Annotated in this window: 12 protein-coding genes; 6 read left to right on the forward strand and 6 right to left on the reverse strand. The window is 58.3% G+C overall.

The window, feature by feature from the left end:
• Nucleotides 1–335: 335 nt before the first annotated feature.
• Nucleotides 336–1,094 carry a hypothetical protein gene (locus ACODS3_RS24990; RefSeq protein ID WP_200999899.1) on the forward strand — a complete coding sequence of 253 codons (759 nt, stop codon included), beginning with the start codon at nt 336–338 and terminating at the stop codon, nt 1,092–1,094.
• 51 nt (nt 1,095–1,145) lie between these two features.
• On the opposite strand, the gene ACODS3_RS24995 is transcribed toward ACODS3_RS24990, so the two are convergent.
• Together ACODS3_RS24995 and ACODS3_RS25000 are read right to left on the reverse strand one after the other, a co-directional pair.
• Nucleotides 1,146–1,628, reverse strand: coding sequence for a GAF domain-containing protein (locus ACODS3_RS24995; protein WP_200999900.1), 483 nt, complete (start codon nt 1,626–1,628; stop codon nt 1,146–1,148).
• Nucleotides 1,625–2,515, reverse strand: a complete 891-nt coding sequence (locus ACODS3_RS25000) for an ATP-binding protein (protein ID WP_200999901.1) — start codon at nt 2,513–2,515, stop codon at nt 1,625–1,627. The genes ACODS3_RS24995 and ACODS3_RS25000 overlap by 4 nt, the downstream gene beginning before the upstream one ends.
• An 86-nt stretch (nt 2,516–2,601) precedes the next feature.
• On the opposite strand from ACODS3_RS25000, the gene ACODS3_RS25005 reads away from it, so the two are divergent.
• Nucleotides 2,602–4,962 carry a hybrid sensor histidine kinase/response regulator gene (locus ACODS3_RS25005; protein ID WP_201019374.1) on the forward strand — a complete coding sequence of 787 codons (2,361 nt, stop codon included), beginning with the start codon at nt 2,602–2,604 and terminating at the stop codon, nt 4,960–4,962.
• On the opposite strand, the gene ACODS3_RS25010 is transcribed toward ACODS3_RS25005, so the two are convergent.
• Nucleotides 4,955–5,440, reverse strand: a complete 486-nt coding sequence (locus tag ACODS3_RS25010) for a glutathione peroxidase (protein ID WP_489036734.1) — start codon at nt 5,438–5,440, stop codon at nt 4,955–4,957. The genes ACODS3_RS25005 and ACODS3_RS25010 overlap by 8 nt on opposite strands.
• Before the next feature lie 111 nt (nt 5,441–5,551).
• The gene (gene msrB, locus ACODS3_RS25015) at nt 5,552–5,947 is read right to left on the reverse strand and encodes a peptide-methionine (R)-S-oxide reductase MsrB (protein WP_236123884.1); all 396 of its coding nucleotides are present in this window, start codon (nt 5,945–5,947) and stop codon (nt 5,552–5,554) included.
• A 191-nt stretch (nt 5,948–6,138) separates the two neighbouring features.
• On the opposite strand from msrB, the gene ACODS3_RS25020 reads away from it, so the two are divergent.
• The 3 genes from ACODS3_RS25020 to ACODS3_RS25030 all read left to right on the forward strand — a co-directional run bounded on the left by ACODS3_RS25020 (nt 6,139) and on the right by ACODS3_RS25030 (nt 9,439).
• Nucleotides 6,139–7,350, forward strand: a complete 1,212-nt coding sequence (locus ACODS3_RS25020; RefSeq protein ID WP_025261262.1) for a pyridoxal phosphate-dependent aminotransferase — start codon at nt 6,139–6,141, stop codon at nt 7,348–7,350.
• 248 nt (nt 7,351–7,598) lie between these two features.
• Nucleotides 7,599–8,486, forward strand: a complete 888-nt coding sequence (gene htpX / locus ACODS3_RS25025; protein WP_025261263.1) for a protease HtpX — start codon at nt 7,599–7,601, stop codon at nt 8,484–8,486.
• A gap of 185 nt (nt 8,487–8,671) precedes the next feature.
• Complete coding sequence (locus tag ACODS3_RS25030; RefSeq protein WP_489036737.1) at nt 8,672–9,439, forward strand: DODA-type extradiol aromatic ring-opening family dioxygenase; 768 nt, start codon at nt 8,672–8,674, stop codon at nt 9,437–9,439.
• A gap of 72 nt (nt 9,440–9,511) precedes the next feature.
• On the opposite strand, the gene ACODS3_RS25035 is transcribed toward ACODS3_RS25030, so the two are convergent.
• Together ACODS3_RS25035 and ACODS3_RS25040 are read right to left on the reverse strand one after the other, a co-directional pair.
• On the reverse strand, nt 9,512–11,182 hold the full coding sequence (locus tag ACODS3_RS25035; RefSeq protein ID WP_489036739.1) for a DEAD/DEAH box helicase: 1,671 nt from the start codon (nt 11,180–11,182) through the stop codon (nt 9,512–9,514).
• Nucleotides 11,183–11,627: 445 nt separating this feature from the next.
• Nucleotides 11,628–12,389 carry a spermidine synthase gene (locus ACODS3_RS25040; protein WP_489036741.1) on the reverse strand — a complete coding sequence of 254 codons (762 nt, stop codon included), beginning with the start codon at nt 12,387–12,389 and terminating at the stop codon, nt 11,628–11,630.
• 162 nt (nt 12,390–12,551) lie between these two features.
• Between ACODS3_RS25040 and ACODS3_RS25045 the strand changes: the two genes are divergently transcribed.
• Nucleotides 12,552–13,898, forward strand: coding sequence for a class II 3-deoxy-7-phosphoheptulonate synthase (locus ACODS3_RS25045; protein ID WP_200999908.1), 1,347 nt, complete (start codon nt 12,552–12,554; stop codon nt 13,896–13,898).
• Nucleotides 13,899–14,120: the final 222 nt, after the last annotated feature.

Consider the following 14,120-nt stretch of genomic DNA (forward strand, 5'->3'; position numbering starts at 1 on the left):
CCTGTTACCGCCGTGAAAGGGCGGTGTCCTAGGCCACTAGACGAAGGGGACACACGTGCAACATTCACTACTTATTGCGCTTCGCTGTGTGCTTTACGCTGTAAGTGGCGCGCATTCTATGGATGGTTTGGCAGGTCGTCAACCCCATTCTGAAAATTTATTTAAATCAACGACTTCGCCCCTCTTTAAGGTGAAGACCGTTGGCCGGAAAACCCTTGTCTAAAGAGAACATTTAGTTGCAATGTCCGACGGAGGCATCTATGCGCAATAGTGCTTAGCCACTACACTCGCACAATATTTACGGAAAAAATGAGGTTTGCGCAGTGACACCACTCATGATCACGCTGATGGTAGTAGCTGGTATCGCGCTGCTTATAGCGATTGGCTACCTGAACCATGTCGCTGAAAACAGCAAACTGGACAAGGCTCGCGCAAAGGTAGAACTCAGCGACCGACTGCGGCGTTGCAGTGAAATCAGCGAAACCTTCCCTGGCCAGCTAATGTCGCCAGCCCTCAAGTTGTTGCTGACCCGTCTTGAGCTCAATGTCGTGCAGCGCATGCTTGCGCTGGAAAAAAGCAACACGCAGCTCAAGACCCGCGTCACCGAACTGGAAGAACTGGTAGCCCAAGGCGACCGCATTCAGGTTACCAATCAGGTCAGCCCGATCCAGACCGAAGCCAAGGCCAAGGACATTCGCTTTCTATTGGAAGCGCTTCATGGCCAGGTCACTCGCGCCGCCCATGACGGCTTTCTGCCGACCAGCGAAGCCAAACACTGGATTCGTGAAATCCGCGTCATCCTGGTGAACCTGCATATCGAGTTCTTCAATAACCTGGGCCAGCTTGCACTCTCTCAAGAGCAGCCGGGTCAGGCTCGCCTGGCATTCGAGCGCGGCGTGCAATACCTGCGCAACCAGCCGGACCCTGTGACCTATCAACAACAATTGCAGGCCATGGAAAAACAACTGGCCCGCGCCAACTCGATGGTGCTGACCAATACTGCTCCTACCGATGACGATGACAACGCCCTGACTGAAGGCCTGAAGGCCGACGAAGTCGAATCGGAATGGAAGAAGAAGGTTATCTACGATTGATAACCGCACCGCCGTTGCGCTGCACTGCGCAACGGCGGAAAGGCTCCCGACTCAACAGTCGGTGGACGCCAGAAAGATAGCCGCCATACGCTCGATCCCCTTCTGATCCTCCTCCTTGAATCGCCCCAGCTTCGGGCTATCCAGATCCAGCACACCTATCAGGCGCCCTTCCTTTATCAACGGGATGACCAGTTCACTGTTCGAGGCACTGTCGCAAGCGATGTGCCCGGCAAATGCATGAACATCTTCAACCCGCTGGGTTTGCCGACTTTGTGCCGCAGCACCGCACACACCACGCCCGAATGGAATCCGCACGCAGGCAACCTTGCCCTGGAACGGCCCGAGCACCAGCTCTTCGTTGCGATTCAGATAAAAGCCGGCCCAGTTCAGATCCGTTATCTGGGTATGGAGAAACGCAGAAAACTGCGCGGCATTGGCAATGAAATCACGCTCATCGGCCAACAATGCCTGTAACTGTGCGGCGAGCAGGTCATAACCTTCCTGGCCTGCACCCACATCCTGCAAATCGATCATGCCTGTTGCTCCAACAATTTCAGGCCTACCCAGTAACGCGCAAACTGATAGGCACAACGACCATTACGATTACCCCGCCCTGTCGCCCAACGGACAGCAGCCTTGTCCAGCTCTTCATCACGCTGCCAGGTCAGACCGGCACTCTGTGCCAACTGGCTAATCCAGTGCTCCACCACATTCAGGAAGTGCTCCTGAGTGAACGGATAAAAAGACAGCCACAGGCCAAAGCGATCCGATAACGCGATCTTGTCCTCGACCGCCTCGCTGGGATGCAGTTCGCCATCCACATGCTTCCAGTTTTCGTTATCGCTCTCCTTCTCGGGCACCAGATGGCGGCGATTGGAGGTTGCATACAGAAGCACGTTGTCCGGCGCCTGCTCCAGCGAGCCATCGAGCACGCTCTTGAGTACGCGATAATCACCCTCGCCCGACTCGAAAGAGAGGTCATCGCAAAACAGCACGAAACGCTGCGGCAGTTTCTGCAAGTGCTCGACCAGACGCGGCAGGTCACCCAGATGATCGCGCTCGATTTCGATCAGACGCAAGCCTGCCCCGGCATACTCGGCCAGCAAGGCGCGAATCAACGAAGACTTGCCAGTGCCACGCGAACCCCACAGCAGCGCATGGTTGGCAGGCAGGCCATCGATGAACTGGCGAGTATTGCGCCCCAGTTGATCACGTTGCAGATCGACCCCGATCAGATCGGACAGGCGCATGGTCAGGCTGACTTCAAGCGGCAACAGATAACCGCTGCGCCCCTCGCGCACCCAACGCGCCGCCAGGGTCGCGGACCAGTCGACAGGCTCGCGAACGGCAGGCAACAAGGGCTCAAGACGAGCCAGCACGGCATCGGCGCGCTCCAGAAAAGCCATCAACCGAGAATCCACGAAACCTCCTTATATTTAACTGATTAACGACAATGCATGATCGGCTATGCTAGCCCCGCACCGGGTACCAGAAGCGACTGAACTCCATGGATATATCGTTCACTAACAGGCTGTCGTTCAAGCAGGCCCGGATGGCCGTATTGATCGGTTTCATTCTTGGAACCTTGCTCAGCCTGTTCCAGATTGCCCTCGATTATGCCAGCGAAGATGCCTCCATCGATCGTGAAATTGGCTCTTTGATGGAAATCAGCCACAACCCGGCTTCACGCATGGCGTACAACATCGACGCCGAACTGGCCCAGGAGCTGACTCTCGGCCTGCTGCACTCCCCGGCCGTGGTCAGCGCCCGGCTGACCGATAACAACAATATGGTGCTCTCCAGCGTCGAACGCCCCATGGCGAGCGGGCGCTACCGGATGCTCAGTGACTGGCTGTTCGGCGAAAGCCGGCATTTCGAGGAAGTCCTGCACCTGGACCATATGCCCAGCGAGGTGATCGGGACCCTGAGCCTGACCGTCGATACCTTTGCCTTCGGCAGCCACTTCCTGCAACGGGCAGAGATCACCCTGCTCAACGGCTTCGTCCGCAGCCTCGTACTGGCGGGAATTCTGACCATGCTGTTCTACGCGACCCTGACCAAGCCGCTGGTCAATCTGATCCGCGACTTGAGCCGTCACGATCCGCGCAGCCCGATCCAGAAGAAAATGGCCTGCCCGCCCAATCATGAAAACGATGAAATCGGCGTGCTGGTCAAGACATTCAACCTGCATATCGAAACCATGAGTACCGAGTTCGCCAGACGCCGAGAGGCCGAGGATCGACTCACCAATCACTTGAACGAACTGGAAAACATCGTTTCGGCACGCACCAACGAACTCAAGGCCAGCAACATTCGCCTCAGCCAGTCCAACGAAGAATTGCAGATCGCCCGCAGCACCGCACTGGACATGGCCCACGCCCGCTCGGCCTTCCTGGCGCACATGAGCCACGAGATCCGCACGCCGCTCAACGGACTGCTGGGAATGCTGGCCCTGTCACTGGATGGCCCGCTCAGCGCCGAGCAACGCCAGCAACTGATGATTGCCCACGACTCGGGCAAGGTGCTGGTCGAACTGCTCAACGATATTCTCGACATGTCCAAGTTCAACGCCGGGCACCTGGAAATCGAGCACATCCCTTTCGATCTGGGCACACTGGTCGAAGACACCGCCAACCTGCTCTCGCAGAACGCTGCGCCCAGCGTGGAACTGACCTGCCTGATCGCCCCGGACTTCCCCCCGCTGGTGATCGGCGACCCTACACGGGTCAGGCAGATCGTCAGCAACCTGCTCTCCAACGCCCTCAAGTTCACCCGTTTCGGGCGTGTGGATGTGCGTCTTTCCTGCGCACCGGACCCTGAAACTCGTGAAAACCGGGTGCGGATCGAAGTACGCGACACGGGAATTGGTATCGCCAAGGAAGCTCAGGAACGGATCTTCCAGCCTTTCACCCAGGCCGAAACCGCAATCACCCGGCAATTTGGCGGCACCGGGCTTGGGCTGGCCCTGACTTACAACTTGTGCGAGGCCATGAACGGCAAGCTGAGTATCCAGTCGCAGTCAGGCTTCGGTAGCCTGTTCTGTGCCGAGCTACCGTTGCCGGTCCACCTGACAGCCGTCATGCCGCCAGCGCTCAAGGGGCGCGTGACGGTGATCAGCATGGCGGGCAGCGGCCTGGTGGAACTGCTTGGCACCCTGCTGCCCACCTGGGGAGTCGACTTCACCCGCCGGGGCATCGACGATCAAACCTGCGAGCTGGAACTCGACCCGCATACCGATCTGGTGATTACCGATTGCCCGGAATGCCTGTTCGCGATACGTCCGGCCACACAGGTGCCCATTCTGCTGGTCACCGCCTATGGCAACTTCATGCCCGTCGAGCAGGTCAGCGCCCTGGCGCCCTTGCAGCAGCAGGCTCGACCGCTGGCCCGCAATGCGCTCTACAACACCTTGCGACGCGCCCTGCATATGGAGGAATCGGGGGTAAACGATACATCTCCCGAAGAACTGGCGACCCAGCGCCCGGCACGAATCCTGTTGGTGGAAGACAACCCGGTCAATCAACTGGTCGCCAAGGGCATGCTCAGCAAACTGGGCTGCGAAGTGATTGTCAGTGCCCATGGAGCAGAGGCCATCGAGCAACTGGAGCACAGTTACTTCGATCTGGTCCTGATGGACTGCAACATGCCAGTCATGGACGGTTACGAGGCCAGCCGCCAGATCCGCAGCAGCGGGCGCTGGCCCGACCTGCCTATTGTCGCCCTGACCGCCAACGCCATGCCCGAAGAGCGTGAACGTTGCAGGGCAGCGGGCATGAACGACTATCTGGCCAAACCGTTTCGCCGAGCGGAACTGGTCAGCATGCTGGACCAGTGGATTCCGCTCGTGCAGGACAACCGGGCTATTTGAGCAGGGCTTCGATCTCGCCGGTCAACTCTTCGGGCTTGGTCAGCGGGGCAAAGCGCCTGACCAGTTTCCCCTCCCTGTCGACCAGGAACTTGGTGAAGTTCCACTTGATACGCTCCGAACCCAGAAGGCCCGGCGCTTTCTTCTTCAACTGCACGAACAGCGGATGAGCCTGACTGCCGTTGACGTCGATCTTTTTGAACAACGGGAAGCTGACACCGTAATTCAGCTCGCAGAATTCGGAGATAGCCCCTTCATTGCCCGGTTCCTGCTTGCCAAACTGGTTGCAGGGAAAACCCAACACCACCAGCCCGCGGTCGCGATACTGCTGCCAGAGTTCCTCAAGCCCCTTGTATTGCGGGGTGAAACCACACTTGCTTGCCGTATTGACCACCAGCACCGCTTTACCCGCGAAATCGGCCAGGGTCTTCTGCTCACCCTTGATCGTGGTGCAAGGAATGCTCAACAGGTTTTCGCTCATGACGATGCCTCACAAAAATGAATGATGACGTTAGCCTGCAATCGAATGACGCGCGCATTCAATTTCCCCTGTTGATAGAGGTCGATAAGCCAGACAACGAACATGACAGGGCTACGCCCGTGGCACCAGATCCAGGCACACCGAATTGATGCAATAACGCAGGCCCGTCGGTGGCGGGCCATCGGGGAATACATGCCCCAGATGGGCATCGCATTTCGCGCACACCACCTCGGTACGAATCATCCCGTGGCTGATATCGCGTACTTCTACCACCGCACTGCCTTCTATCGGCGCATGGAAACTCGGCCAGCCACAGCCGGAATCGAACTTGGTGGCAGAATCGAACAACGCCTCGTCACAACACACACAATGGTAGACGCCCGGGGTCTTCGTGCCGTTGTACTTGCCCGTAAAAGGTCGTTCGGTCGCTTTCAGGCGACAGACGTTGTACTGCTCTGGATCGAGCATTTGCTTCCACTCTTCAAGCGTCTTGTGCAACTTGTCCACAGGTACACCTCCGAATCCGAAAAAGCCCGATCTGTGTCTTTTCCACTGATCGGGTGGCACGTATGATTGCGCCTCATCAGATGTCAGTCTGTCACCCGCGTTTGTCGCATACAAACCCATTTTCATCGGGTCATGTCCAGCGACCTTCGTTGCAAGCAAGCAACAACTCGTCCATTTTCGGGATCAATCACATGCAGTTCAGCAAATCGAACAAGCTCGCAAACGTCTGCTATGACATTCGCGGGCCAGTGCTCAAGCACGCCAAACGCCTGGAAGAGGAAGGTCATCGCATCCTCAAGCTGAATATCGGCAACCCGGCACCGTTTGGTTTCGAGGCGCCGGACGAAATCCTCCAGGACGTGATCCGCAATCTGCCGACAGCCCAGGGCTACAGTGACTCCAAGGGCCTGTTCAGCGCTCGCAAGGCCGTGATGCAGTATTACCAGCAGAAACAGGTCGACGGCATCGGCATCGAGGACATCTACCTGGGCAACGGCGTCTCCGAACTGATCGTGATGTCGATGCAGGCGCTGCTCAACAATGGCGACGAAGTCCTGATCCCGGCCCCGGATTACCCACTGTGGACCGCTGCCGTCAGCCTGGCAGGCGGCAACCCGGTGCATTACCTGTGCGATGAGCAGGCCAACTGGTGGCCTGACCTGCAAGACATCAAGGCCAAGATCACGCCGAACACCAAGGCCATGGTCATCATCAACCCGAACAACCCGACCGGCGCCGTGTATTCCAAGGAAGTACTCCTGGGGATGCTGGAGCTGGCTCGCCAGCACAATCTGGTGGTGTTCTCGGACGAGATCTACGACAAGATCCTCTACGACGAAGCTGTACACATCAGCACCGCATCGCTGGCACCGGACCTGCTGTGCCTGACCTTCAACGGCCTGTCCAAGTCTTACCGCGTTGCGGGCTTCCGTTCCGGCTGGGTCGCTATTTCCGGCCCCAAGCACAATGCCCAGAGCTACATCGAAGGCATCGACATCCTGGCCAACATGCGCCTGTGCGCCAACGTACCGAGCCAGCACGCCATTCAAACGGCACTGGGCGGCTACCAGAGCATCAACGACCTGGTTCTGCCGCAAGGACGCCTGCTGGAACAACGCAACCGCACCTGGGAGCTGCTCAACGACATTCCAGGCGTAAGCTGCGTCAAACCCATGGGCGCGCTGTACGCCTTCCCGCGTATCGACCCGAAGGTCTGCCCTATCCACAACGACGAAAAATTCGTCCTCGACCTGCTGCTGTCGGAAAAGCTGCTGGTGGTACAGGGCACCGCATTCAACTGGCCATGGCCTGACCACTTCCGCGTGGTGACGCTGCCACGTGTCGACGACCTTGAACAGGCCATCGGACGCATCGGTAACTTCGTCAAGGGCTACAAGCAGTAAGCCACCTGACCTCCTGCCCCGAACCCGATTCGGGGCAGTTCCTGCAATATCTCCCCGCCCCCGCCGCCCCTCAATCCTCCAACAAAACGCCCGCAGCATTGGCTCAGGTGCCATTCAGGTTGGGAGGATTAACATCGAATACGACAAAACGACACAGTTTGAAATAGTCCCCCTGTTGAATAGCAGCGGGCATCACCTTATATACCCGGCATCACGTTGCATTTATTCCCGAGGAGAACGTTTCGACCATGATGCGCATTTTGCTGTTTTTGGCCACTAACCTTGCGGTCGTGCTGATTGCCAGCATCACCTTGAGCCTTTTTGGCTTCAATGGGTTCATGGCGGCCAACGGGGTTGATCTCAACCTCAATCAGCTGCTGGTCTTCTGCGCCGTGTTCGGTTTCGCCGGCTCTCTGTTCTCGCTGCTCATCTCCAAATGGTCGGCAAAAATGAGCACCGGCACGCAGATCATTACCCAGCCTCGCACTCGCCATGAGCAATGGTTGCTGCAGACCGTTGAACAACTGTCCAGGGAAGCGGGCATCAAAATGCCGGAAGTCGGTATTTTCCCTGCCTACGAGGCCAATGCCTTCGCCACAGGCTGGAACAAGAACGACGCGCTGGTTGCGGTCAGCCAGGGTTTGCTGGAGCGCTTTTCGCCCGACGAAGTAAAAGCCGTGCTGGCCCACGAAATCGGTCACGTAGCCAATGGCGACATGGTGACGCTGGCGCTGGTACAGGGCGTTGTGAACACCTTCGTGATGTTCTTTGCGAGGATCATCGGCAACTTCGTCGACAAGGTGATCTTCAAGACTGAAAACGGCCAGGGTATCGCCTACTACATCACCACGATCTTTGCCGAACTGGTACTGGGCTTCCTGGCCAGCGCCATCGTGATGTGGTTCTCGCGCAAACGCGAATACCGGGCTGACGAAGCTGGTGCGCGACTGGCTGGCACCAGCGCAATGATTGGCGCTCTGCAACGCCTGCGCTCCGAACAGGGCGTACCGGTCAACATGCCTAGCACCATGAGCGCTTTCGGTATCAATGGCGGCCTGAAACACGGTCTGGCTGGCCTGTTCATGAGCCACCCGCCACTGGAAGAACGTATCGAGGCGCTGCGTCGTCGCGGTTGATCCAGAGCTGCAAAATCCAGAAAGGGCGACGCGAGTCGCCCTTTTTTGTGCCTGTCTTGCAGGCCTCTAATTGCCGCACCGCCAACACTTCAGAAATTTCGATCAGAACGCCTAAGAACTTATATTGGATTCCGATCAATGCTCTGCCCCAAGATAGGCGCATCTCAAAGACTCAGGACTTCATCATGTTCCCCAGCCTGTTTATCTCCCACGGTTCTCCCATGCTGGCGCTTGAACCCGGCGAGAGCGGTCCGGCGCTGGCTCGTCTGGCGAGCGAAATGCCCAGACCCAAGGCCATCGTGATTGTTTCCGCGCACTGGGAAAGCAACGAGCTGATCGTCAACGGCAATCCGCAACCGGAAACCTGGCATGACTTCGGTGGCTTCCCGGCCGCTCTGTTCGCTGTTCAGTACCCGGCCAAAGGTTTGCCGACACTGACCGCTGAGCTGGTCGAACTGCTGGCTGCAAGCGGTCTGCCAGCCCGTACAGACAGCCGACGTCCCTTTGACCATGGTGTATGGGTACCGCTGTCGTTGATGTATCCGCAAGCCGACATCCCGATAGTGCAGATTTCGCTGCCAAGCCGCCAAGGCCCCGCCTTGCAGACCCGTGTCGGCCAGGCGATCGCCAGCTTGCGCGAACAAGGTGTGCTGATCATAGGCTCCGGCAGCATTACCCATAACCTGCGCGAACTGGATTGGAATGCCGGACCGGAAAGCATCGAGCCCTGGGCAAAAGAGTTTCGTGACTGGATGACCGAACGACTGGAAAGCAACGACGAGCCGGCACTGCACAACTACCGCACACTCGCGCCACATGCAGTACGCAACCATCCGAGCGATGAGCACCTGTTACCGCTGTATTTCGCACGCGGGGCTGGCGGCAGATTCAGCATTGCCTATAAGGGCTTCACCATGGGAGCACTGGGTATGGATATCTACCGGTTTGACTGACTGAATCCAGGGCAAAAAAAATCCCCGAACCAGTCGGGGATTTTTTCATCTGACGATCAACTCAGGTGTCGATCAGTCTTCGCGATAGCGACGCAGCTTCAACTGCTTGCCAGCAACGCGGGTGTCCTTGAGCTTGGTCAGCAGACGCTCAAGGCCATCTTCCGGCAGCTCGACCAGGCTGAAGCTGTCACGAACCTGGATACGGCCGATCGCTTCGCGGGCCAGGCCGCCTTCGTTGAGGATTGCACCCAGCAGGTTCTTGGCAGCGATACCATCACGCGCGCCCAGCGCGGTACGGCAACGAGCACGGCCTTCGGCAAGAGGCAACGGAGCACGACGCTCGCGCTCAGGACGATCACCACGGTCGCTACGCTCACCACGATCAGCACGCGGCGCGTTGTTCGGCACCAGTGGACGCTCACGCTCGATAGCGGACAGCGTCAGAGCCTGACCGTTGGTAGCCTTGCGCAGCAGGGCAGCAGCCAGAGCACGTGGCGTGCAGCCGATGTCGGCAGTCAGGCGATCCAGCAGGTCACCGTGGCTGGCTTCTGCATCAGCCACCAACGGCGACAGGCTGTTGGTCAGTTTCTTGATGCGGGCATCCAGAACTGCCTGGGAATCCGGCAGGCGGACTTCCACGACTTTCTGGCCAGTCACACGCTCGATCACTTGCAGCATGCGGCGCTCACGTGGAGTCACCAGCAGCAGCGCACGACCTTCGCGACCGGCACGGCCGGTACGGCCGATACGGTGAACGTAGGACTCAGGATCGTAAGGCATGTCCACGTTGAACACGTGAGTGATACGCGGAACGTCGAGACCACGGGCAGCAACGTCGGTCGCCACAACGATGTCCAGACGGCCATCCTTGAGGGAATCGATAACGCGCTCACGCTGGTTCTGGGCGATGTCGCCGTTCAGCGCAGCGGCCTTGTAGCCTTTGGCTTCCAGAGCGCTGGCCAGATCCAGGGTCGCCTGCTTGGTGCGGACGAACATGATCAGGGCGTCGAAGTCCTCGACTTCCAGCAGGCTCAGTACGGCAGAGGTCTTCTGGTCAGCGTGAACCAGCAGGTGAGCCTGCTCGATCGCGGTAACGGTCTGGGTCTTGGTCTGGATCTTGACGTGCTTCGGATCGCGCAGATGGCGTTCGGCGATGGCACGGATCGACTGCGGCAGGGTAGCCGAGAACAGAACGGTCTGGCGGCTTTCCGGCATGGCCTTGAAGATGACTTCCAGGTCGTCCATGAAGCCCAGCTTCAGCATTTCGTCCGCTTCGTCGAGAACCAGATGGTTCACGGTAGCGAGGACTTTCTCGTCACGACGCAGGTGATCGCACAGGCGACCTGGAGTGGCGACAACGATCTGCGCGCCATTGCGGATAGCCTTGAGCTGCGGGCCCATTGGCGCACCGCCGTATACGGCAACAACAGTCACGCCCGGCATCTGCTTGGCGTAGGTTTCAAACGCGGTGGCGACTTGCAGTGCCAGCTCGCGGGTCGGAGCAAGGATCAGGGCTTGCGGCTCACGCTTGCTCGGATCGATACGATGCAGGATAGGCAGGGCGAACGCGGCGGTTTTACCGGTACCGGTCTGCGCCTGGCCGATCATGTCGTGGCCGGCAAGAATAATCGGGATGGATTGCTGCTGAATGGCCGAAGGCTCTTCGTAGCCGGTCGCGATGACGGCTGCAACAATACTCGGATGAAGGTCGAGAGCGGCGAAGCCGCCGATTTCCTGGGTCATGGGTCTGCCTCTGGTGCATCCGCAAAGACCCATGCTTCAAAGCTGCGCGTGCCGTGTACGACCTTGAGGTCACCCTGGCTGCTTTGTCGGCGGGGATTTGCGAAAACGTTTGATGAATGGATCGTCAAGAATAGTCCTAAACGGACAAGCTACCGAAGCAGGCTTCGGAAAACTGCAATACCTGACGAGGGCCTCTTAAGGCCGGCGCGCACTATACCGGAATTGCGTTTGAAAGTGAGGCTTTTTTTACAAAATATTGGCGGCTGGAGCGCTGCTTGCAGGCATCGCGCAACTGGACAAACAAACCGGAATCCCTTGAGAGCCCGCGATTACGGGCACAATCAATTAAACGTTTCACCCATTCATGCATATGAATGGGATTGCGCATCGCGACATGCGGCGAAATGTCTCACTCCAGCTTCTCGCCGAACCGCTTGATTCCCTGTCAGGTTGCCGAACGAATGTCCTTGATCAAGGGGAGCAACGAGTAGCCCAACTGCGGCGCAAGCACCTCGGCGCGGCGGGTCAGCGACTCGACGTTCAGGGTCTGCTCCAGATCGGTCGGCACGATGAGGATGACATTGCCCTCCTTCACCGGCAGTTCCCAGTAATGGCGGTGATAAAGCCCGCGCAGCAACGCCGCCCCCAAAGGCTTGCCGTCATCGGTAGCCCACTGGTTGATGATCAACCATCCGCCAGGATTGAGGCGCTGCTGGCAACTCTGGAGAAAATTCCACGCCAGATGCCCGGCTCCCGGGCCGACATCGGTATAGAGGTCGACAAAGATCAGGTCGGCAGTTTCCGCACTGTCGAGCAGCTCAAGTGCATCGCCAATACGGATATACAGGCGCGGATCATCATCCAGCCCCATGTACTCGATTGCCAGGCGCGGAACATCCGGGCGCAGCTCGATGACTTCCACATCGTCCAGCGGCAGAAACTTCATGCAGGCTTGAGTGAGGGTGCCGGCGCCCAGCCCGAGAAACAACGCGCTCTCGGGGGCTTCATGGCACAAGGCACCGATCAGCATGGCGCGGGTGTAGTCATACTCAAGCCAGCTAGGGTCGGCAGTGAAGGTACAACTCTGTTCAATGGCATCGCCAAATTCAAGGAAGCGATACTCATCCACCTCCAGCACGCGAATCATGCCGAAATCATCATGTACTTCGGCCAGGATTCGTTCTTCGCGCTCACGCTCTTCAGTCATCACCTCTCCCGGTTGGCAATCGCGCCGAGCGCAAAGGACGAATTGTCAGCCAAGCGAGAGCATTTGTCACAACTATCGAGCCTGCTCGTCCTGCACGCACTGGCAGCCCGACCCTGAACTGTTAACATGCCGATTCGATTGCATATCCCACAAGAGCCAATAATGAGCCAACCCTGGAGCCCCGACAGCTGGCGGGCATTACCTGTTCAGCAACAACCTCAATACCCTGACGCCGCGCACCTGTCAGAAGTCGAACAACGCCTGGCCAGCTATCCTCCTCTGGTGTTCGCCGGAGAAGCCCGAGACCTGCGCCGCCAGTTTGCCGAAGTTTCTCAGGGCCGTGCATTTCTGCTGCAAGGCGGCGATTGTGCTGAAAGCTTCATGGAGTTTTCGGCAGCGAAGATTCGCGACACGTTCAAAGTGTTGCTGCAAATGGCCGTGGTAATGACCTTTGCCGCTGGCTGCCCTGTGGTCAAGGTCGGGCGCATGGCCGGGCAATTTGCCAAGCCTCGCTCGGCCAACGACGAAACCATCGACGGCGTGACGCTCCCGGCCTATCGCGGCGACATCATCAACGCTATCGGTTTCGACGAGAAGAGCCGCGTCCCGGACCCGGAGCGCCTTCTGCAGGCGTATCACCAGTCCACGGCCACCCTGAACCTGCTGCGGGCCTTCGCTCAGGGCGGTTTTGCCGATCTGCATCAGGTCCATCAGTGGAACCTGGACTTCATTGCCAATTCGGCACTGGCGCAGAAGTACAGCCAACTGGCTGACCGCATCGACGAAACCCTGGCATTCATGCGCGCCTGCGGCCTGGACAGTTCGCCACAATTGCGCGAAACCAGTTTCTTCACCGCTCACGAAGCCTTGCTGCTGAACTACGAAGAAGCCTTCGTGCGACGCGACAGCCTGACCAACGACTTTTACGATTGCTCGGCGCACATGCTGTGGATCGGCGACCGCACCCGACAACTGGACGGTGCCCACGTGGAGTTCTTGCGCGGCGTCCATAACCCGATCGGGGTCAAGGTCGGCCCGAGCATGAACACCGACGACCTCATTCGCCTGATCGACACCCTCAACCCCGACAACGATCCGGGCCGCCTGAACCTGATCGCCCGCATGGGCGCCAACAAGGTCGGCGATCACTTGCCGCAACTGATTCGCGCCGTGGAACGTGAAGGCCGCAAGGTGCTGTGGAGTTCGGATCCGATGCATGGCAACACCATCAAGGCCAGCAGCGGCTACAAGACCCGTGACTTCGCGCAGATCCTCGGGGAAGTGAAACAGTTCTTCCAGGTGCATCAGGCCGAAGGCACTTACGCAGGCGGTATCCACATAGAAATGACCGGCCAGAACGTCACAGAATGCATCGGCGGCGCACGCCCGATTACCGAAGATGGATTGTCGGATCGTTACCACACCCATTGCGACCCACGGATGAATGCCGATCAGTCGCTGGAACTGGCGTTTTTGATTGCAGAGACATTGAAGCAAGTGAAACGCTGAAAAACCGTGGGGGCGACTTCATTCGCGAAGGCCGATATTCGCGACTGAAGTCGCTCCTGCGCAGACCGTGTGAAAACGTAGCGAGCGAAGGTCAGGCAAGGCGAAAACAGGCGAGGAACGGTCGGAGTCGCGCTCGACTTTACGTGTTGTAAATGAGCATTGCGATGGGGGCGCCCAGCCCGGACTCGCGCACGAGCCTGTTTTCAACGCAGCATGGCCGAG

This window comes from Pseudomonas sp. FG43 (genome assembly GCF_057809175.1).